The sequence below is a fragment of the Bradyrhizobium sp. 197 genome, assembly GCF_023073375.1.
Taxonomy (GTDB): Bacteria; Pseudomonadota; Alphaproteobacteria; order Rhizobiales; family Xanthobacteraceae; genus Bradyrhizobium.
Window position 1 is genome coordinate 93,203 of record NZ_JADPJJ010000077.1, and the last position, 20,783, is coordinate 113,985.

The following is a 20,783-nucleotide window of genomic DNA, read 5'->3' on the forward strand; positions in this document are numbered from 1 at the left end:
GCCTGAAGAAATGCGGAAATTCGCTTTGCCGTGATACGCCTCACGCTTGCGCAGGTGCATTCGTTCCCCACACGGCGTCGAACGGAGAAGCGTCGTCCGCGTCAGCCGGCCAATATGGATTTTCATTTCATTGATTTCGCCCCGCGGAGAAGCGAATACGGTTCCAATCATTGCCGCCGAGTTATGGAGACCAAGATGTCGTTTCGCGTCCCCCTGATCCTCGCAACCGCGATCGCGGCCTGGTCGGCTGCCGCCTCGGCCGAGACCATCAAGATCGGCGTGACACCGGGGCCGCACGCCCAGATCTTCGAGGCCGTGAAGCCGATCGCCGCCAAGCAGGGTCTCGACATCCAGCTCATCGAATTCTCTGACTACGTCGTGCCGAACGCAGCGCTCGATGCCGGCGAGATCCAGGCCAATTCGTTTCAGAACCAGCCTTATCTCGACAACCAGAAGGCCGACCGCGGCTACAAGATCGAAGCCGTCGGCCTCACCGTGAATTTCCCGATCGGCGTCTATTCGAAGAAGCACAAGGCCTTCGCCGACATCCCCGAGGGCGGCAAGGTCTCGATCCCGAACGATCCGACCAATGGCGGCCGCGTGCTGCTGCTGCTGCGCGACAAGGGCGCCATCAAGCTGAAGGACGGCACCGGCTTCAAGCCGACGGTGCTTGATATCACCGAAAATTCCAAGAAGCTGAAGTTCATCGAGGTCGACGCGGCACAGGCGCCGCGCGCGCTCGACGACGTCGACGCCGCCGCGATCAACACCAATTATGCAACCCAGGCTGGCCTCGATCCGGTCAAGGATCCGATCCTGCGCGAGGACCCGAAGGGTCCCTACGTCAACCTGATCGCCATTCGCACGGCCGACAAGGACAAGCCCTGGGTCAAGATCCTCGTGGACAGCTACCACTCGGCAGAGGTCAAGGAGTTCGTCCTGACCAAGTTCAAGGGCGCGGTGTTGCCGAGCTGGTAGGCAGTCTGCCCAGCCAGAGTCCAGCCAAAGCCCAGCTCCGGGGCGATCCCGGCGGGCAGCCTTGCGCAATGCCCGCTTGTCTGGAGCTGCGGCAACCGACATCATCGAGGCCCATTCTCGCCCGACAGGGGTCGTATGAAACGCTTTGCAAACCTGAAACGCCTGGGGTTTTTCACGCGGCTTCTCGACGAGGCCCCGCCCGCTGAGCGCTATCGCTTTGCGGCCGAGCAGATCGTGCGCGCCGAGAAGGCGGGCCTCGATTCCGCGTGGATCGCGCAGCATCATTTCCACGAGCGCGAGGGCGGCCTGCCGTCGCCCTTCACTTTCCTCGGTTACGTCGCCGCGCAGACCTCGCGCATCCGCCTCGGCACCGGCATCGTCACCTTGCCGCTGGAGAACGCGGTGCGGGTGGCGGAGGACGCCGCGGTGCTCGATCTGCTCTGCAACGGCCGCTTCGAGCTTGGCGTTGGCACCGGCGGCAACCCGTCGGCCTTTGCCGCGTTCGGCCTCGACAGCGCCCAGCGCAACGAGATCTTTGCCCGCAATCTTCAGGTCGTTCGCACCGCGCTGGTCGGCAAGCCGCTTGACGGCGGCGATACCCTTTATCCGCAGCGGCCACAATTGGACGGCCGGATCTGGCAGGCGACGTTCTCAGTGGCGGGCGGCGCGCGTGCCGGCAAGGCGGGCGATGGCCTGTTGCTGTCGCGCACGCAGCCGAGGCCCAAGGAAGCGCCGAAGGCAACGCTGGCCGAGATTCAGAACCCCGTCATTGATGCCTATCTCGAAGCGCTGCCGCCGGGACGCGAGCCCCGCATCATGGCCTCGCGCAGCGTCTTCGTCGCCGACGACCGGACTGAAGCGATGCGCCTTGCCGATATCGGGCTGCGGCGCGCCCTGCCGCAATTCCTCAAGGGCGGCCACGCCAAGCCGGGCGAGACGCTGGAGGAGATGATCACCGCGTTCGACACACATGTCGGCGCGGCCGACGACGTTATCGCCTCACTGCGCACCGACGCCACGCTGGAGCGGGTGACCGACCTGGTGTTCCAGGCGCATTCGGTCGATGCGCCGCACCCCCATATCCTGCGTTCGATCGAGCTGGTCGCGGAGAAAGTCGCGCCGGCTCTGGGCTGGACGCGGACGGCGCCCGATGTCGCGCTGGCAGGTTAGTCGGAATGAACAGAGTAGGGTTGTACGAGGCTAAATGATGGGTACGAAAGATATCATCGACACGCTCGCGGGGATCGAACCGGGTTCGTCCCTCGACGTCATTCGTGGGCGTCGCCTGCAGGCACGCGACAACGCGCAGAAGAGCTATCTCTCGCTGTTCGAGCCGATCGACGCCGGCGATTTTTCGCTGGAGGAGCGCGCGGCGGTCGCACTCTTCGTGATCGGTCTTCACCGCGAGCCCGATGTGGCCGGCTTCTATCGGACGAAGCTCGCGGCGACCGCCGACGGAGCCCGCCTGGTGGAAGCGGTCGATGTCGAAATCGCGCGGGGCGAGACCTCCGGCCCGTACGGCGCTTTTCCAGCCGGCCCGCTGTCGGTCGAGAACAAGGCCGGCCTGATCTACCGCGTCAGCGCGGAGCGCAAGCCCGATCTCGGCACCCGGCTCGTTGCGGCGTTTGAGCATGCGCATCTGCTGGTGTTCCGCCCGCGCGATGCCGCGTCAGCCGACATGAAGGCGCTGCTCGCCGCCGGCTGGTCGAGCACCGGCATCGTCACGTTCTCTCAGCTCGTCGCGTTCCTGTCGTTTCAGGTGCGCGTCGTCACCGGACTGCGCGTGCTCGGTGCCTCGCTCGGGCACACCGCGAACGCCGCGGCCGGCGCGTAAGGAGGCTGCATCATGAGCGCTGCAAACAATGTCAATCCGCCCGTCGTCTTCACCCAGGATGAACTGGGCTGGGTGTCGTGGATCGATCCGCTGCCCGAAGCCGAGCTGACCGAGCGGCACTTCGCCGGCCTGGTCGATCGCTCCCGTTCCAAGTCTGAGTATTTCCGCCTGCTGGTGCGCGATCCCGAGGTGCTGGAAGCCCGCACCAAGACCGACAAGGACATCTTCTACAACGTCGCCGACGGTCTGCCGCGCGCTGAGCGCGAGCTCGCGGCGGCTGCGACTTCCCGCTACAACGGCTGCATCTACTGCGCCTCCGTGCATGCGCGTTTCGCCAGCACCTATTCCAAACGCCGCGACGATTTGCAGCGCCTGCTCGACGAAGGCGTTGGCGCCGATCTCGGCGAGCGATGGAATGCGGTCGTCAAGGCCTCGGTGGCGCTGGCTGCGACGCCGATTGCGTTCGGCCCTGACAATGTCGAGGAGCTGCGCCGTGCGGGTCTCGACGATGCGGAGATCGTCGACGTCATCAACGGCGCGTCGTTCTTCTGGGCCAACCGGCTGATGCTGTCGCTCGGCGAGCCCTCGAAATAGCCAATCTCACCGAAATTGCTGCTTGTTTCAACATTAAGTGGACGGAGCCGTGCATGAGCAACATCGATCGTCGTACCCTGGTCAGGGGCTCGCTTGCCGCCATGATGGCGGGAGCAGCCTTCTCGCGCGCCGCCTTCGCGCAATCGTCCGAGCCGATCCTGCTCGGCGTCAGCGGTCCGCTGACCGGGCCGAACGCGCAATATGGCACGCAGTGGAAGCAGGGCTTTGATCTCGCGCTCGACGAGATCCAGTCAGCCGGCAACATCAACGGCCGCAAGCTCGCCTACAGTTTCGAAGACAGCCAGAGCGACCCGCGCCAGTCGGTGGCGATCGCCCAGAAATTCGTCTCCGATCCCAGGATCGTCATGGAGCTCGGCGACTTCTCCAGTCCCGCCTCGATGGCAGCCTCGCCGATCTATCAGCGCGGCGGGCTGGTGCAGTTCGGCTTCACCAACTCGCATCCCGATTTCACCAAGGGCGGTGACTTCATGTGGAGCACCTCGGTCAGCCAGGCCGACGAGCAGCCGCTGCTGGCGGCCTATGCCGTGAAACGTCTCGGTCTGAAGAAGCTCGCGGTGCTGCACCTCAACACCGATTGGGGCCGCACCAGCCGCGACTATTTCGTCAAGGCCGCGAAGGAGCACGGCGCCGAAATCGCCATCACCGAAGGCTACATCGCGGAGGAGCGCGACTTCCGCTCCACGCTGGTGCGCGTCCGTGACGCCAATCCCGATGGACTGATCCTGATCTCCTATTACTCCGACGGTGCGCTGATCGCGCGCCAGGCGCGCCAGGTCGGGCTCAAGCAGGTGATCTGCGCCGCGAGCTCGGTCTACTCGCCAAAATTCCTGGAGCTCGGCGGCGAGGCGGTCGAGGACGTCCATGTCGGGACGCGCTATTTTCCGGAAGACCCGCGCCCCGAGGTGCAGAAATTCATTACGGGCTTCAAGAAGAAGTACAACGGGCTGGAGCCCGACGCGTTCAACGCCTACGCCTATGACGCGATGAACATGGCGGCCGCCGTCGTCAAGATCGGCGACGCCGACCGGCGCGCCATCCGCGATGCCTTTGCGAAAGTGAAGGACGTATCGAGCGTGATCTTCGGGAAGGCGACGTTCGACGTCGAGAGCCGCCGCGTCAAGGGCGCCATGAATGCCGAGCTCGTCGTGCGCAAGGGCCAGTTCGCGCTCTGGGACGGCAAGCCGACCTGAGGGGATCTCCTGCGTGTCTTCCTGGCTCGACTACACGATCAACGGGCTGATCGTCGGTAACGTCTACGCCCTCGTTGCGGTCGGGCTCGCGCTGATCTTCGGCGTCAGCCGGCTGATCAACTTTGCGCAAGGCTCGATCTACCTCGTCGGCGCCTATATCGGCTGGATCGCGGTGGTGCAACTGCATACGCCGCTGCCGCTCACCATCATCGTGGTCGCGGTGGCGGCGGCGCTGGTCGGCTTGATCATCGAACGGTTCGGCCTGCGTCCGCTGCAGAACTCCGTGCGCATCGCGCCGCTGCTGGCGACGATCGGCATCAGCTTCGTGCTCGACCAGCTCGTGATGCTGACCTTCTCGCCCAATCCGCGCGCGCTGCCGAGCCAGTTGCCGGATGTTCGCTTCCAGATCGGCGGCGGCACGATCGGCCCGCTTGATCTGCTCATCGCTGGTGTCGGCATCACCAGCGCGCTGCTGCTGTTCGTGTTCCTGCGCTACAGCAAGCTCGGCTGGGCCATCCGCGCCACCGCCCAGGATCGCGACGCCGCGATGCAGATGGGCGTCGACGTCAACCGCGTCAATCAGGCCGTGTTCGGTATTGCGGCTGCGCTCGGCGGCGTCTCCGGCTTGCTGGTTGGCATGTACTACAACCAGATCGACACCGCGATGAGCCTGCAGGCCACGCTCAAGGGGGTCGTTGCCGAAGTCGTCGGCGGCGCCGGCAATGTGCCCGGTGCGGTGATCGGCAGCCTGTTGCTCGGACTGGTCGAGAGCTACGGTGTCGCCGTGTTCGGCACCAGCTATCGCAATCTCTTCGCCTTCCTGCTGCTGGTCGTGGTGCTCGTGCTGCGCCCGAACGGCCTGTTCGCGAGCGCACGGCAGGCGCCGCCCGAGCCGCTCACCGGCACTTTTATTGCGCCGAGCCGCCCGGTGCGCATTCCGCGCTGGGCGCTGCTGATCGCTACCGGTATCTTCGCGGTCTTGCCGTTCTTCCCGGTGTCCTTCTACGTGCTCCAGACCCTGATCAACGCCTGGCTGCTCGGCATGCTCGCGCTGAGCCTCACCCTGGTGGCGGGCACGATCGGCCAGGTCTCGCTCGGACATGCTGCGCTGCTGGCGATAGGCGCCTACACCTCTGCGCTGCTGTCGCTCAATTTCGCCGTCCCGGTCGGTCTCGCCATCATCGGCGGCGGCCTGATGAGCGCCGCTCTCGGCACCGCCCTGATCTCGCCGTCGTTCCGCCTGCGCGGGCATTACGTGTCGATCGCGACACTCGCCATCGGCGAGATCGTGTCGCTGGTGATCCTGAACTGGGAAAGCGTCACGCGCGGTCCGATCGGCATCTCCGGCATCCCGCCGCTGTCGCTGTTCGGCTATGAGTTGGTCAGCCCAGTTTCGATCTATTGGTTCAGCTTTATCGTGATGGTCGTACTGGCGCTCCTGCAGGGACGCCTGCTCGGTTCGCACCTCGGCCGCAGTTTTCGCGCCATCCGCGACGACGACATCGCCGCGCGCGCCTATGGCCTCAGCCTGAACCGCTACAAATCGCTCGCCTTCATCTTCGGCGGCTTCGCCGCCGGCGTCAGCGGCGGCATCGCCGCGCATCTCTATTCCTACATCAACCACGAGACCTTCAACACGCAGCAATCCATTCTGGCGCTGACCGTGGTGATCCTTGGCGGGCTCGGCAATGTCGTCGGCGCCATCGTCGGTGCGGTCGCGCTGGTCGGGCTGCCCGAACTGTTCCGGATCGCGGCGGAGTATCGCATCCTGATCTACGGCATCGTGCTGCTGCTGCTCGTGCGGTTCAGGCCGCAGGGCCTGTTGGGGACGATGTGATGGCGGAGCAGCACACGACCATGCTGTCCCTGCGCGGGCTGACGCGGCGCTTCGGCGGCCTGACCGCCGTCGATGCCGTCGATCTCGACCTCGCCAAGGGCGAGCTGATCAGCATCATCGGCCCGAACGGTGCCGGCAAGACGACATTGTTCAATCTCGTGACCGGGCTCGATCGGCCGGACGCCGGGACAGTTCACTTCGAAGGTCAGGACATCACGGGTCTCTCGCCGGAGCGGCTGGCCGCCGAAGGTATCGCGCGCACGTTCCAGCTCGGCCGCGTCTTCGGCAATCTCAGCGTCATGGACAACGTGTTGATCGGCGCCCACACGCGGCTGCGTGCGGTCAAGCCCGCCGTGCCGCTGATCGGCCCGCTGCTGGAGTTGGGATTGGCATTGCTGCGGCCGGCCAGCGTCAAGGCCGAGGAAGAGCGGCTGCGCGAGGAGGTGAAAGCCATTCTCGCGCGCTTCGGCGAGCGCCTGCTGCCGCGGATCGACCAGCCGGCCTACAGCCTCTCCTACGCCAACCGCCGCCGCGTCGAGATCGCCCGTGCGCTCGCGCTGAAGCCGCGCCTGCTGCTGCTGGATGAGCCGACCGCCGGCATGAACCCGACCGAGACCGCGGAGATGCAGGGCCTCGTTGCCGAACTCAAAGGCGAGGGCCTGACCATCCTCCTGATCGAACACAAGCTGGAAATGGTGATGCGCCTCTCCGACCGCGTCATCGTCATGGACGAAGGCAAGAAGATCGCGGAAGGGCCGGGCGAGCAGGTGCGCAAAGATCCCAAGGTGATCGAGGCCTATCTCGGCCACGGCCTGACGACGGAGCAGGAGAGCGCGGCATGACGAACTCGCCTCCCGATGCGCTGCTCGCGCTGACCAACGTCAATAGCTTCTACGGCCTGGCCCAGGTGCATTTCGACCTGTCGATCAGTGTTCCGCGCGGCCACATCGTCTGCCTGCTCGGCGGCAACGCCAGCGGCAAATCCACGACGATGAAGATCATCCTCGGCCTGGTGAAGCCGCGTTCCGGTGACGTGATTTTCGACGGCGCCTCGCTGCTGGGACTGACCACGCCGCAGATCGTCCGCCGCGGCATCGCCTCGGTGCCGGAAGCGCGCCGGCTGTTCGCGGACATGAGCGTGCGCGAAAACATCCTGATGGGCGCCTTCGTGCGCAACGACCGCGATGCGATCGCGCAGGATCTCGACAAGATGCTCACCCTGTTCCCGAAGCTCGGGCAGCGGCTGTCGCAGCGCGCCGGCTCGCTCTCTGGCGGCGAGCAGCAGATGGTCGCGATGGCGCGCGCGCTGATGAGCCGTCCCAGGATGATCGTGATGGACGAGCCCACCATGGGCCTGTCGCCGCTTTACGTCGACCGCGTGCTGGAGCTGATCCGCACCATCAATCAGGAGGGCGTGTCGGTCTTCATGGTCGAGCAGAATGCCAGCCTCGCGCTCGAGATCGCGCACGAGGCCTATGTGCTCCAGACCGGCAAGATCGTGCTGTCCGGCTCGGCCCGTGCGCTGAAGGACGACCCCCGCATCCGCGACGCCTATCTCGGCGGCTCCGAGGCTGCCTAGCGCCATCTCGGCCTGCATGGTTCGAGACGCCCGCCGTTGGCGGGCTCCTCACCATGAGGGTCTGGCATCTCGCAGCGAAACAAGACCTCATCCTGAGGAGCCCGCGCAGCGGGCGTCTCGAAGGAAGGCCACAAGCATTCCTGCAAAGCGGCTCCCCTGAATTGCACTGGTCAGTATGACCATCTTATGAAAAGATCATACCGCTCATGCGATGGGCGTGCAGCGGACGGATTGATTGTCGTGACGAGATGGTCTTTGCGGGCGGTCGAGCCCGGAATGGTGCTGCTGTTCGGCGGGTTGATCGCCGCCAATGTCGCGGCGTGGGTCTGGGCTTTCGCGGCGTTCGGCGACCGGCCGACGGTGATGGCGACCGCGCTGCTGGCATGGGTGTTCGGCCTGCGCCACGCCGTCGATGCCGACCACATCGCCGCCATCGACAATGTCGTGCGCAAGCTGATGCAGGCCGGCGGCGCGCCGCGATCGGCCGGTCTCTATTTCGCGCTCGGCCATTCCACAATCGTGGTGGTCGCGACCATGCTGCTCGCGCTCGGCGTCGTGAGTCTTGGTGTCGGGAGCCTTGGCGGCGACAGCCCGCTCAGGGAGATCGGCGGCTTCATCGGCACGTCGGTCTCCGCGTTGTTTTTGCTGCTGATCGCGGCCATCAATCTCGTCATCTTCGCAGGCCTGTGGCGGAAGTTTCGCGAAGCGCGGGAGCAGGGCATTCACGACGCCGAGGGCCTCGATGCCCTGCTTGTCAATCGCGGCCTTCTGGCGCGGCTGCTCGGCCCGATGTTTCGCCTGGTGACAAAGCCCTGGCACATGTACCCGCTCGGCTTTTTGTTCGGGCTCGGCTTCGACACCGCAACCGAAATCGGCCTGCTCAGCATCTCCGCCGGCGAAGCCGCGCGCGGCGCGTCGCCCGTCGATGTTCTCGTCTTCCCCGCGCTGTTCGCGTCGGGCATGGCGCTGGTCGACACCGCCGACTCCGCGCTGATGGTGAGCGCCTATCGCTGGGCCTTCGTCGATCCCCTGCGAAAGCTCTGGTACAATCTCACGATCACCGGCGCCTCCGTGGCGGTGGCGCTGTTGATCGGCGGCATCGAGGCGCTCGGGCTGATCGCGGATCGCCTTGGTCTCTCTGGCGGCGTTTGGGCGCTGGTCGACGCACTCAACGACTCGCTCGCAAATGTCGGCTTCGCCGTGATCGCGCTGTTCGCGATCGCCTGGCTCGTCTCGGTCGTGCTATATCGGCGGATGTTTGCGCTCGGCTGCGCCACCGCGCCAAAAGTGCTGCAACGCGCCGATGCCACCGAGGCGGTCTGAGCCCGGCCGATGCTACGGCGCGCTGACGGCATTTTCGGCCTTGGTGCTGCTCGCGGATGGCGGCGACGCTTTCGCGCAGAACGCGGGCACCTCGCGCGAACTGCCGCCGGTCCAGGTCAGCGGCGGCGAAACGAGACCTCACAAGAAACCCGCCTTAGCGCGACGAGCCGGCAAACCGGTCCGCTCGAACGACCGCATCGTTGTCGATCCGACAGCAACACAAGCACCGAACGCGCGCAGCGTCGCCTCAGGCGTCAAGGGCCCGCCCGGCATGGCAAGCGAGATCACCGTCTCCGGCGAGGAGATCAACGCACGCCCTTTCGCACGGCCGGGCGAAGCGCTCGAAGCCGTGCCGGGGCTGATCGTGACCCAGCATTCCGGCGAGGGCAAAGCCAACCAGTATTTTCTGCGCGGCTATAATCTCGACCACGGCACCGATCTCGCCATCACGGTGGATGGCATCCCCGTCAACATGCGTACGCACGCGCATGGCCAGGGCTATGCGGACCTGAACTGGCTGATCCCGGAATCCATTGCCGCGATCGACGTACGCAAGGGGCCGTACTTCGCCGACGAGGGCGATTTCGCCTCGGTCGGCAGCGTTCACATCGGCCTGATCGACCGCACCAAGGGTCTTGCGCAGGTGACCGCCGGCAGCTTCGGCTATCGCCGCCTGCTCGGCATGGACTCAGCGAAGGTCGGTGACGGTTCGCTGCTCGTCGCGGGCGAACTCGGCACCTATAACGGCCCGTGGGACAATCCGGACAATGTCCGCAAGCTCAACGGCCTCGTGCGTTACAGCCAGGGCACCGCGACCGAGGGCGTGTCCGTCACCGGCATGGCCTATGCGAACAAATGGAATTCGACCGACCAGGTGCCGCAGCGCGCGATCGCGACCGGCCTGCTCGACCGGTTCGGCTCGGAGGATCCAAGCGACGGCGGCAACACCAATCGCTTCGCGCTCTCGGCCCGCGTGGCGCAGAGTGACGATGTGGGGTCGTGGAAAGCCAACGCCTATGTCGTGAAGAGCCAGCTCGACCTCTTCAACAACTTCACCTACTTTCTGAGCAATCCCGTGCTGGGCGACCAGTTCCACCAGCACGACGACCGCCTGATGGCCGGCGCCAACATCTCGCGCACTCTGGACGGTTCGTTCGCTGGGCTGCCGATGCAGACCACCATCGGCCTGCAATCCCGCTATGATGCGATCGATCTGGCGCTGACCAACAATTTTCGGCGCGGCTTCGTCTCCAACGTCCGCAGTGACAATGTCGGCGAGGGCAGTGTCGGTCTCTTCGCCGAAAACACCGTGCGCTGGACCGACTGGCTCCGGACCACTGTCGGTTTGCGCGGCGATTACTACGCCGCGGATGTCACATCCCTGTTCAACTCAAACAATTCCGGCCGCGCCGATGCCACGCTCGGCAGCCCGAAATTCAGGATGGTGCTTGGTCCGTTCAACCAGACCGAATTCTTCCTCGGCGCCGGCTACGGCATGCATTCCAACGACGCTCGCGGCGCGACCACGACCGAAGACCCGAGTGATCCTGCCACAAGGCTCACGCCGTCGCCGCTGCTGGTCCGCACGCGTGGCGCGGAAATTGGTGTTCGCAGCAAAATCGTTCCCGGCCTCGACGCGTCGCTCAGCATCTTCATCCTCGATCAGGATTCCGAGATTTTGTTTTCCGGCGATGCCGGCGATACCTCGGCGACCCGCGCCAGCCGCCGCTACGGCTTTGAGTGGACCAATCATTATCGCGCGCGATCGTGGATCGACATCGATGCCGACGTCGCGATGACGCATGCGCGCTTTCGCGGCACTGACAGCGAGCAGGCGGAGGTCTACGCCTCCCTCGCCGGCTATCCCGAGGCGCAGTTCGGCAACGCGCCCGGCAATTACATTCCGAATGCGCCGGCGATGGTGGCCTCGGCCGGCATCACGCTCGGCGAGAAGACGGGCTGGTTCGGGTCCTTGCGCTGGCGCTATCTGGCGTCGAGCCCGCTGACGGAAGACAATGCGTTTCGCTCGGCCGCGACCAGCATCTTCAACGGACGCCTCGGCTATCGCATCGACAATGGCTGGCGCCTTCAGCTCGACGTGCTCAATCTCTTCAACACGCAGGCGAACCAGATCACTTATGCCTATGGTTCGCTGCTCAAGGCCGACACGCTGTACAATCTCTGCACCGGCGGCGTCGCGCCGGCGGCGGTCTGCCAGAACGGTGTGATGGATTACGTGCTGCACCCCGTCGAGCCGCTGACGTTCCGCCTGACTGTGGCGGGAGCGTTCTAGTGCCGCGGGTCAGTAACCTCTCCCGCTTGCGGGAGAGGTCGCGCCGAAGGCGCGGGTGAGGGCTCTCTCCACGGCGGGAGCGCTCATTGTGGAGATACCCTCTCCCCAACCCTCTCCCGCAAGCGGGAGAGGGAGCGCACCATTTTCGTGGCTTGCAATCAAGCCGAAGCCGCGTTCTGCGCCGGCTCCGCCGGCAGATCGTCGGCATTGGGATCGCCAGGCGCGGTGGCCCAGGCCAGTTCCACCAGCGTCACGAACCTGCGGCCGGCCCCATCGAGCTGGCAGACGATCAGGCCCTGCTCCTCCATGTAGCCGAGCAGGCGCTGCGCCCGGCGCAATGAATGCGAGCCATAGGCGCGGGCAATGGCGGCGTCACCCGGGCACGGCCAGCCTTCTTTCGCTGCGCGCGCGATCATCATGAACACGCCCTGCATGTCGTCGGGCAGGATCGAAGCGCGCAGCGTGACATCCTGCCAGGCATCGTCGCCAGCGAGATCGGTGCCGAGCCCGGCGCGCGCATGCGTCAGCATGCGGCGGAATTCGTGGAGGTCAGGCACGGCCGCGCCGAGCCCCTCGATGCGGCAGCGGACGACGAACTCCTGATAGAGCACGCCGACCGCGCGGAAACCGGCATCGGGCGCGGCGAGCACGGCGCGCAAGGTGCGGTCGACGCGCTGGCGCCGCTCGGCGAGCTCCTCGGCACTGACCGGCACCTCGATCATTTCGGGGCGAATCTCCGGTGCCGCAGCCTTCGCGGCGCGGAGCTGTTCGAGCAGATCAGGCGCGGGCCGGCGCTGCGGCCGGCTGGCATCGGGCGGCGGCGCGGCCAGGATCACGGCGCGCATATTTTCGAGTGTGGTTTCAGGCATCGGCATCAGCCGCGGCGTGGAATTGCGCGGCTGGGTTTCGGTCGCGCCGATATTCAAACGCAGCGGCCGGCGCGACAGGGCCGGGCCGAGCGCCATGAACTGTCCGCGCTCGAGATCGCGGAAGGATTCGGCCTGCCGCCGCTCCATGCCGAGCAGATCGGCGGCGCGCGCCATGTCGATGTCGAGGAAGGTGCGGCCCATCAGGAAGTTGGATGCTTCCGCCGCGACGTTCTTGGCGAGCTTTGCCAGCCGCTGGGTTGCGATGATGCCGGCCAGCCCACGCTTGCGGCCGCGGCACATCAGATTGATCATCGCACCGAGCGACAATTTTCGCGCTTCGTCCGAGACTTCGCCCGCCACCGCAGGCGCAAACAGCTGCGCCTCGTCGACGACCACCAGCATCGGATACCAATGGTCCCGGTCCACGTCGAACAGCCCGCCGAGGAAGGCGGCGGCGCGCCGCATCTGGTTCTCGGCATCCAGCCCTTCGAGATTGAGCACGGTGGAGACGCGATGCAGCCGCGCGCGCTCGCCGGCAACCTGAAGGCCGCGCTCGGTGTGATCCTCGGCCTCGATCACGAGATGGCCGAAATGCTCGGCCAGCGTGACGAAATCGCCTTCGGGATCGATGATGGCTTGCTGCACCCAGGGCGCGCTTTGCTCCAGCAGCCGCCGCAGCAGATGTGATTTGCCGGAGCCCGAATTGCCCTGCACCAGGAGACGGGTCGCCAGCAGTTCCTCGAGGTCCATGGCCGCCGCGGCGCCTGCCGTGGTCTGCCCCATCTCGATCGCAACCGTCATGCCCGACTCAAGTCCCCATCATTCGCGGACAGGGGCTTATCAACCCGGTCGCGGCGCGTCGAGCGCCACGGCGAGAATCATGCGTTGTTGCCCACGGCGGAGTTCAGACGTGATTCGATTGCCGTAGAAGTGCGGGCCGATAGGGGGCTTGCGGATCGTCGTCTTCGTTCTCGGGGATGGCGCAGGAGCCGAATTCCTGCCTGATCCGCTCAATCTCGGCGATGCGCTCGTGTAGCCGCTGCAAGTGCTCCGGCGATGTCGCCCGCCAGAATCGGAACGTGTCCGGCGTCAGCGGCAGAAACGCGGTGCCAAACAGGGTCGGTTCGGGAACGATGGTGCGTCCGAGCAGCATGAACCGGTTCTCGCCGGAGACGACGAGGGTCGCATAGCCGCGGTTTCCGATCCGCTTGATCCCGTTCAGCGACCATTCGCTGAGCTTGCTGAAATAAGGCTCCTCCCGCCAGCGATCGGGGCAATGATCGTCGACCGTGACATTGACCGCATCCTGGCTGAAATGGACGATGAGTCCGGCCTTCTCGGGAATCCAGTCGTCGTCGAGATGGCCTTGCAGCCAGGCGCAGACGAATGAGCGGCACATCTGCGGACGGCGGTCGTAGATGGTGCATCCCGTGCCGTTCTGCCAATGCTTGCACAATTGGTTTACCGGCTTGTCGACAGCGGTCACTTCGAGGATGTCGCAGCAGGCGTTGCACGTTCCGCATTGTCGAGACAGCGACGGTGGTGCTCGCCGGTTGGCGGGCCGAAAACCCTGGCCGTCGCGGATGAGGAACTTTTGCTTCTCCAGCGTGCTCAGCGCGCGCTCGACCTTGAGGCGAGACAATCCAGTCGCGTCAACGATACCCTTCATCGTCGTCGCGCCGGCCTCCACCGCGCGAGCGACCTGTAACTCCGTCTGATCCATCGTGTTCTGCTTGTTGGTCGGCTTCTATCCGGCTATCGCGTGGGCCCAGAACCTACTGGGAATTGGCCCCCAGCGTGACGGCTAGCAGTCGCATGGATGCGGGATTTGCGCAAACGGAGGTCGCGCAGGATGGTTCGTTTTGAGCCAAATCGCCCGGAAGGCTGGTTCCGGGCACTTGCGGCGCTGGCCCACCTGGCCGCCGAATGTCGTCACTGTGCGCCCGATCCGCCCTGCACGATCTTCTCGTTCAGCTTGAGGTCCACGGTCTCGACGGTGCGGTCGATCTCTGCATTGGGCACGCCGAGCTGATGCGATATCAGCTTCACTAGGAGGTCGACGCGCTCGATGAACGGCGCGCCGCTCGCCACCGCGCGCGCAGCCGATGACGGCTTGAGCAGGCTTTCGGCGGCTTTGGCGTATTTTGCGAACGGCACCTGGTCCTGCGGATCGGCGCCGAGACGGCGGGCGATTCCGTCGACGTGATCGTAGATCGTCTGCGAGCGCGCGAGATCGCCGTGTACGGCGTCGCGGATCGACTGCGGCTCGTGCGGCGTGATGCAGCGGTAGTTGCCGGTCAGCAGCATCGACCATTTCGCCAGCGGCACGAACAGCGAGTCGAACACCTTCAGCTTCACCGGCACGTCGTGGCCGTCGAGGGTCACCGCGTCGATGTCGGCTTCGAGCTCGCGCAGCACCTTGTTGTGCTTGTCGTCGGCGAAGGCCGATGCCTTGAAGTTCGTGGGCAGGCCGACGTGAAGCACGTTCGCAGCCTCTTCCGGCGGACGGAAGGCCTGCGGGTCGGGCGAGCACAGCGTCACCAGCCCCGGCTCGAAGCGCTCCCACACCTGCGCATTGGTGTAGGCCTCCTCGAGATCCATGTCTGCGAGCGAGGGGATCCGCTTGAGATAGGGCAGCGGCGGCATGTTCATGATCGACAGGCACGGCAGCTTCGCCGCGGCGATCCTGACCATGAGGACGCGCACCGTGTGGTTGGTGTATTGCGGCTCCTGCATCGCAAGGCCGACCATGTCGTAACGGGACAAGTCCACATTGGCCGGCGTCACGGCGTCGAGCTTGCCGGGGAGGTCGCGCGAGAAGATGGCGCGGTGAACAGCCTCGTCACGTAACTTGATGCGGACCTCGGTGCCCTCGCGGTTGATCAGCTCCGCGGTCTTGGCGCGACAGACCAGGGTCACGTTGTGCCCCGCCATCAGCAGCTTCGTGCCCAGCAAGGAGCCGTAGGAAGCCCCGAGAATCAGGATGTTACGCGCCATGCCTCGTCCCTTCGACAATGTGTGTGATTTTTGAGCCCCGGCCGTCATCCGCGGGCGAGTTGCCGGCATGTAAGGCAAAGTGCCCGGGGATGGCAACTGGTATAATGCATACAAGGGGCGGGCTACTGTGGTCTTGTTGTGTCGCGCCTTTGTCAATCCGGCCGAATGAAAATATTCCGCTTTACCGAAATTCGGAAATGCCGTATGTGTCGCGCATCCCGGCTCGACCAAGAGGGGCGATCTTGTGTCGTCACGTTTCGCGAGCCGGGCTTGCGGTGGACGCGACAGCGTCGGGCGCGAAAGTGCGGGCAGGGCGGATTGCTCTCCGTGAGCCCGAGGCTTCGTGTCGACGAGCGGCGCTGTCAGGTTCGTCTCGCCAGCATTCTTCCGGCAATGTCGACAACGCCGGGAGATAATGCGGTGAGCAGCGAACCGTGCGTACGGCAAAACCGTGTGGTCCTGGCCGTCGTTGCTACGGTCAAGCCTTGGCGGAGGCGGCATTCGCGTCAACCGGCGCGATGTCCGCGACTTTCGCTGGGACGAGGGAGGCCAACAGGAACTCGGCTCCCGGGAGAGCACGGCATAAGCCGTAAAGCCACTGCGCAGGGAAGGCCGAGTGATTGGCTACACCTGTATGCTGCTGTGCGGTTTCCTTGCGCTACACTTTCGCGCAGCGGACCGCGGGTGCCAGCCGGCACCCGGCCTTCCCTGCGCCCTCTTGGACAAGAGGGTGGAGAGATCAGCAAAGCTCGGGCGCAATGCGCCGCGAGGATGCGAAAGCGTGTCTGCGAATCAAATGCGAGCTGGAAGAACGATGCTGCAGCCTCTTGCTCCGTCATTGCGAGCGGAGCGAAGCAATCCAGTCCGCCGCCGCCGAGGGATTCTGGATTGCTTCGCTCCGCTCGCAATGACGATGGAGAGGCGGGCGCGCGCGTCAGCCCTGGCTTGCGACGCGCGCGCGGTCGAGATGGGTCTCGATCTTCGGACGGTCGCGGGTGCGCTCGAAGCTGGTGCAGAGCAGTTCGGTCTCCTCGATCGAGACCGGGGCGCGATACAGCCGGCACATGAACTCGGCCGTTGCGCGTCCCTTGCCGGTGGCCGGGCCGCGTTCGGCGAGAAACATGCAGTCCCGGCAGACGCTGGCATCGAGCCGCTGATGTGCCGCGTCGAGGTGATTGAGGATCTCCCGCAGCGAGTCGCGCAGCCTGACGCACTCGTCGGTTCCGAGCGCAATGACCGCGTTCATCACGTGATTGATCGGATCGTGCTGGTTCAGGCACTTTTCGCCCTGCGCAGTGACGTGCAGCACGACAGAACGCTTGTCCTCGTGCGACGGCTTTCGCACCAGGAAGGACTTGCTCTCCAGCGTCTTCACGATCTGCGATGCAGTCGCCCTGGTAGCGCCGATGAAGCCTGCGAGCGCAGACGGCGTGCGCGAAAACTTGTTGGCGCGGCCGAGAAAGCGCAGCGCCATCCATTCCCGATCGCGCAATCCATGTTGATTGCCTTCGAAATACCAAGCCCTCGCCGCCTGAACCAGCAGCTCGACGGCTTCTCTTGCCAATGGCATGAATTCCTACCTTGCCCCGGGAAACACGTATGCGGCGCCCCGGAGCCGCCTTCCGTCGTCGCGCACGAGCCGTTTGCGAGAAGCCGTACCGCCCGCAATATCCGACATATGCACCGTGCTCTTCTCTCGCGCGAAGGCACGGACTGTCCGGCGCCCGACCTGGACTGACGGGCACTGCAAGCTATGGCGCGGGATGCGATGTTGCTGATCGTATGCCAATCGTGGCGTCGTCGCACGAGAGCCCGAGTAGCCGTCGCCAGCAGACGATGGATCGGAGTAGTTCAACCGAAGCCCCTAAAGTTCAAGTCACAAGCAGATGTTTCTTGTCTTCCAACGAAACGATGAATGAGCTTATCAACAAAATCAAGTAGAGACGCTCTCGGAGACCGGATGTCGTCGCAGGCGAATGTAACGTTCAAGACAATCTCGCTCTTCGGGACACATGATGGTGAACAGCAATACGCTGTCCCACGAGCAACATGCACTCAACCATGCGACGGTTTGATTGCACGGCACGTGGCTGGCTGTCGTTGGTGCAAGTTGATCGAAGCTTGTGCACGACGACGATGTGCACCGGAATGTCATCCACAACTTGTGCGTTCGGCCGGAGAATCGCCAAGGGAATTCACAGGAATTACACGTGGCGGTTGTCCATGCCGCGATCGCGGACTCGCTGGGTTCAGTCGCTTCCAGCGCGATCGCCTGTCGAAAACAACGAGCAGGATGCGACCGGCGGGCGCGTCGTCTCAGCCTGCGACCGGCTAGTCGCCCTTGAGCATGTCCCGGAGTTCGCGGAACGGATCGGCGCTTGGTGGAGCCGAGGCGTCCTGCCGCATCGCGCCGTAGATTCTCGGAACCATGTCGACCGCCTGGTCGAGCCCCGAATCACGTCCCGGCTGGTATCCGCCCATCAGGCGAAGGTCGCGCGTGTCCTCGTACTTGGCCATCATGGCGCGCAGCTTGCTCACCAATTCGCGCTCTTCGGGATCCCAGACGTTATGGGCGAGGCGGGAGACCGAACCCAGAACGTCCACGGCCGGATAGCGCGCCTGATCGGCAATGTGCCTGGAGAGCACGATGTGCCCATCGAGTGTGCTGCGGATGGTGTCGGCGATCGGCTCGTTGTGATCGTCGCCGTCGACAAGCACGGAGAAAATCCCGGTGATCGTCCCGGATCCCTCCTCGCCGGGTCCGGCGCGCTCCAGCAGACGCGGCAGATCGGTGAAGACGGTGGGTGCGTAGCCGCGCGCGACCGCGGGCTCACCGGCGGCGAGCGCGACCTCGCGGGCAGCGTGGGCGAAGCGGGTGATCGAATCGACCATGAGCAGGACCGATTCGCCCCGGTCGCGGAAATATTCGGCGACCGCCATGGCCGTCTTCGGCGCCAGCCGCCGCATCATTGGGCTTTCGTCTCCCGTCGACACGATTGTGACAGCGCGGTGACGATCTGCGCCCAGCACGTCCTCGATGAACTCGCGCACCTCGCGGCCGCGCTCGCCGACCAGGGCTAGCACGACGGTGTCAAACCCCTGACTGCGGGCGAGCATCGCAAGCAGCGTCGATTTGCCGACGCCTGAACCGGCAAAGATGCCGACGCGCTGGCCGGCGCAAATCGGGGCGAACAGGTCGATGACGCGTACGCCGGTGCGCAGCGGCTTGTGGACGCGCGCGCGCTTCATGGCCGAAGGCGCATCCGCCTCTGCCGAGACCGCACGCGATCCCGGAGTGAGAGGGCCCAGTCCGTCCAGCGGCGCTCCGAGCGCGTTGATGACGCGGCCCTTCCAGCTCGGATCGGGCGCGAAGGACAGTGGCGGCATCCGGTAGGCGACCGAACCGAGGCCGCCGGCGAACTGCCGGTCGAACGGCTTGGCGATGATGCCCTCGCTGTCGATCCGCACCACCTCGCCGATCTGCGGCTTGCCGCCGGTGTTGACGCCGATCAGTTCGCCAAGCCTGACGAAGCGCGACAGGCCGGAGACGCGGAAATGCGTCGGCGCGATCTCTGAGATCGCGCCGCTGACGCTTGCCAGGGGAGTGCTCTGCTGAAGCTCCAGCAGCGCCCACTCAAGTTGCCGAAGAGCGTTCAAGGAAACCGTCCAACCTCATTGCGCGCGCGAGGCGCAGTCTATTTGCCGGGTTCGCCCAGCGTCCGGATTGCGTTCTGGAGCGAGCTCTCGGTGCCCTCGATCATCGAATTGGTGCCTTCGAAGGCGCGCGAGGCCGCGATCAGCTTGGTCAATTCCATCATCGGATTGGCGCCGGAGCCCTCGACATAGCCCTGCTTGAAGCCGTCGCGGGAGAAATCGGCGATGGCGGTCGCAGGCCGGTCGGGCGTGACGCCTGAATTGCCGTAGCGGTCGAGATTGGCGTCAGCGGGAATGTTGAACAGGCCGATGGTGCCGATCTCGTTGTTGTCCTGGGTGATCGCGCCACTGCGCGCGATCGAGACCGGTCCGCCGTTCGGATCGAGCGTGATCTGCGCGCCGCCGGAATCGACGACGGGGAAGCCGGACACGGTCTGAAGGTCGCCATTGGCGGCGATCTGGAGGCGGCCGTCGCGGGTGTAAACCGTGCCGTTCGGACCGGCGAACGCGATCCAGCCCTGTCCGACCACGGCGACGTCGAGCGGGTTGCCGCTCTCGGTGATGCTGCCCTGCTCGCGGGAGATGATGTTGTCGCCGGGCGAGGAGAAGGCGACCGGGTTCGCGCCCGCCTTGGACAGCACGGTCTCGAACTTCACCACGTCGGTGCGGAACGCCGCCGTGTTGACGTTGGCGACGTTGTTGGCGATCGTCTGGAGACGCTTTTCGAGGGCGACCTGCGCCGACAATCCCACATAGAGAGCCGATTGCATGATTTACCTGTTGAACTTGATGTTCTGAAGTGTGGTGAGCATGTTGGTATCCATGCTGATCGACGTTGCGGCGCCGGCGATCAGGACCAGCGCGGGGTTGGTCGAGGTGTCGTTCTGGGCCTGGGTCGCATCCCACATTGCCGCGAAGCGCTGCACGAACTTGGTGACCTTGGCCGGGTTCTGGAAGTCGGCGAGGTTGATCTTGCTCGTGATCAGCTTGGCCTGGGCATCGATATCAGCCGAGCTGATCGTCGCCGGCAGGCCGAGCGCCGTCTGGACCACCTGCGTCATCGCCTTGTCCGCGAGGATCTGGTAGGAATTGGTGATGGTGGAGGCCTTGCGCGTGAAATAGAGCGCCAGCCGCAGGCCCTCGTTCTGGTCGCCGGCCTTCTCCTCCATCGTCTGCGTGACGAATTGGGTCGCGACACCGGCCGTAGCCGCGGCGGTCTGGGTCGCCTTGTCGCCGAGGGCGGCGAAATTGAAGGCGGCGGCGAATTGCCGGTAGCGGGTGTCGGTCAGCTTGTTGGCGAAGGCTTTGTTGTCGGCGATACCCTCGGTCAGCACCTTGCGCATGAACGCCTTGGCGTAGGTCATGTCGCTGAGACCAAAGGCCTTCATCGCGTAGGAATAGAGGCGATAGTCCTTCAGGAAGTCGTCGATGGTCTTCACATTGCCGATGTGGCTGAGGAAATAGTCGGTGTCGCGGCTGACATCCGGCTGCGTCGCGACCTGCGTCAGCGACTTGCCCATGTCCTTGGTCAGTCTGGTGTAGTCCGCGATGGTGGATAGCATGACACGCGTCCCTCTGGCCGCTCTTGCGACGTCGTCCCAAGCTGCCGTGAAT

General features: G+C 64.9%; 17 protein-coding genes. 10 read left to right on the plus strand and 7 right to left on the minus strand.

Annotated features, from left to right (window positions below; translation table 11 throughout):
- Positions 1–183 precede the first annotated feature (183 nt).
- From IVB27_RS18435 to IVB27_RS18480, 10 genes are all read left to right on the plus strand, one after another.
- Entirely contained in the window at positions 184–978 is a 795-nt protein-coding gene (locus IVB27_RS18435; protein WP_247348416.1) for a MetQ/NlpA family ABC transporter substrate-binding protein, read from the plus strand.
- A gap of 135 nt (positions 979–1,113) precedes the next feature.
- Entirely contained in the window at positions 1,114–2,148 is a 1,035-nt protein-coding gene (locus tag IVB27_RS18440; protein WP_247444767.1) for a putative FMN-dependent luciferase-like monooxygenase, read from the plus strand.
- Between the two features lie 37 nt (positions 2,149–2,185).
- On the plus strand, positions 2,186–2,812 hold the full coding sequence (locus tag IVB27_RS18445) for a CMD domain protein (RefSeq protein ID WP_247444810.1): 627 nt from the start codon (positions 2,186–2,188) through the stop codon (positions 2,810–2,812).
- A gap of 12 nt (positions 2,813–2,824) precedes the next feature.
- Positions 2,825–3,406, plus strand: coding sequence for an alkylhydroperoxidase domain protein (locus IVB27_RS18450; RefSeq protein ID WP_247444768.1), 582 nt, complete (start codon positions 2,825–2,827; stop codon positions 3,404–3,406).
- A 53-nt stretch (positions 3,407–3,459) separates the two neighbouring features.
- Complete coding sequence (locus IVB27_RS18455; protein WP_247444769.1) at positions 3,460–4,617, plus strand: ABC transporter substrate-binding protein; 1,158 nt, start codon at positions 3,460–3,462, stop codon at positions 4,615–4,617.
- 13 nt (positions 4,618–4,630) lie between these two features.
- Positions 4,631–6,454 carry an ABC transporter permease gene (locus tag IVB27_RS18460; protein WP_247444770.1) on the plus strand — a complete coding sequence of 608 codons (1,824 nt, stop codon included), beginning with the start codon at positions 4,631–4,633 and terminating at the stop codon, positions 6,452–6,454.
- A complete protein-coding gene (locus IVB27_RS18465; protein ID WP_247348401.1) occupies positions 6,454–7,296 on the plus strand; it encodes an ABC transporter ATP-binding protein in 843 nt (280 codons plus the stop codon). The genes IVB27_RS18460 and IVB27_RS18465 overlap by 1 nt, the downstream gene beginning before the upstream one ends.
- Positions 7,293–8,033: an ABC transporter ATP-binding protein gene (locus IVB27_RS18470; protein WP_247444771.1), complete on the plus strand. Its 741-nt coding sequence runs from the start codon at positions 7,293–7,295 to the stop codon at positions 8,031–8,033. Before IVB27_RS18465 ends, IVB27_RS18470 begins: the two co-directional genes overlap by 4 nt.
- 276 nt (positions 8,034–8,309) lie before the next feature.
- Positions 8,310–9,356 (plus strand): HoxN/HupN/NixA family nickel/cobalt transporter, encoded by a 1,047-nt coding sequence (locus IVB27_RS18475; protein ID WP_247444811.1) that lies wholly within the window; start codon positions 8,310–8,312, stop codon positions 9,354–9,356.
- Complete coding sequence (locus IVB27_RS18480; RefSeq protein ID WP_247444772.1) at positions 9,337–11,649, plus strand: TonB-dependent receptor; 2,313 nt, start codon at positions 9,337–9,339, stop codon at positions 11,647–11,649. The genes IVB27_RS18475 and IVB27_RS18480 overlap by 20 nt, the downstream gene beginning before the upstream one ends.
- Positions 11,650–11,807: 158 nt before the next feature.
- Here the strand turns inward: IVB27_RS18480 and IVB27_RS18485 are convergent, their stop codons facing one another.
- From IVB27_RS18485 to IVB27_RS18515, 7 genes are all read right to left on the minus strand, one after another.
- Positions 11,808–13,319, minus strand: a complete 1,512-nt coding sequence (locus IVB27_RS18485; protein ID WP_247444773.1) for a helicase HerA domain-containing protein — start codon at positions 13,317–13,319, stop codon at positions 11,808–11,810.
- A gap of 103 nt (positions 13,320–13,422) precedes the next feature.
- Positions 13,423–14,241: a YkgJ family cysteine cluster protein gene (locus IVB27_RS18490; protein WP_247444774.1), complete on the minus strand. Its 819-nt coding sequence runs from the start codon at positions 14,239–14,241 to the stop codon at positions 13,423–13,425.
- Positions 14,242–14,450: 209 nt separating this feature from the next.
- Positions 14,451–15,515 (minus strand): ketopantoate reductase family protein, encoded by a 1,065-nt coding sequence (locus tag IVB27_RS18495; protein ID WP_247344714.1) that lies wholly within the window; start codon positions 15,513–15,515, stop codon positions 14,451–14,453.
- A 934-nt stretch (positions 15,516–16,449) separates the two neighbouring features.
- On the minus strand, positions 16,450–17,085 hold the full coding sequence (locus tag IVB27_RS18500) for a MarR family winged helix-turn-helix transcriptional regulator (RefSeq protein ID WP_247444775.1): 636 nt from the start codon (positions 17,083–17,085) through the stop codon (positions 16,450–16,452).
- A gap of 761 nt (positions 17,086–17,846) precedes the next feature.
- On the minus strand, positions 17,847–19,172 hold the full coding sequence (fliI, locus tag IVB27_RS18505; protein WP_247444776.1) for a flagellar protein export ATPase FliI: 1,326 nt from the start codon (positions 19,170–19,172) through the stop codon (positions 17,847–17,849).
- Between the two features lie 38 nt (positions 19,173–19,210).
- Positions 19,211–19,939, minus strand: a complete 729-nt coding sequence (gene flgF, locus IVB27_RS18510) for a flagellar basal-body rod protein FlgF (protein ID WP_247444777.1) — start codon at positions 19,937–19,939, stop codon at positions 19,211–19,213.
- A 3-nt stretch (positions 19,940–19,942) separates the two neighbouring features.
- The gene (locus IVB27_RS18515; RefSeq protein ID WP_247444778.1) at positions 19,943–20,731 is read right to left on the minus strand and encodes a DUF1217 domain-containing protein; all 789 of its coding nucleotides are present in this window, start codon (positions 20,729–20,731) and stop codon (positions 19,943–19,945) included.
- Positions 20,732–20,783: the final 52 nt, after the last annotated feature.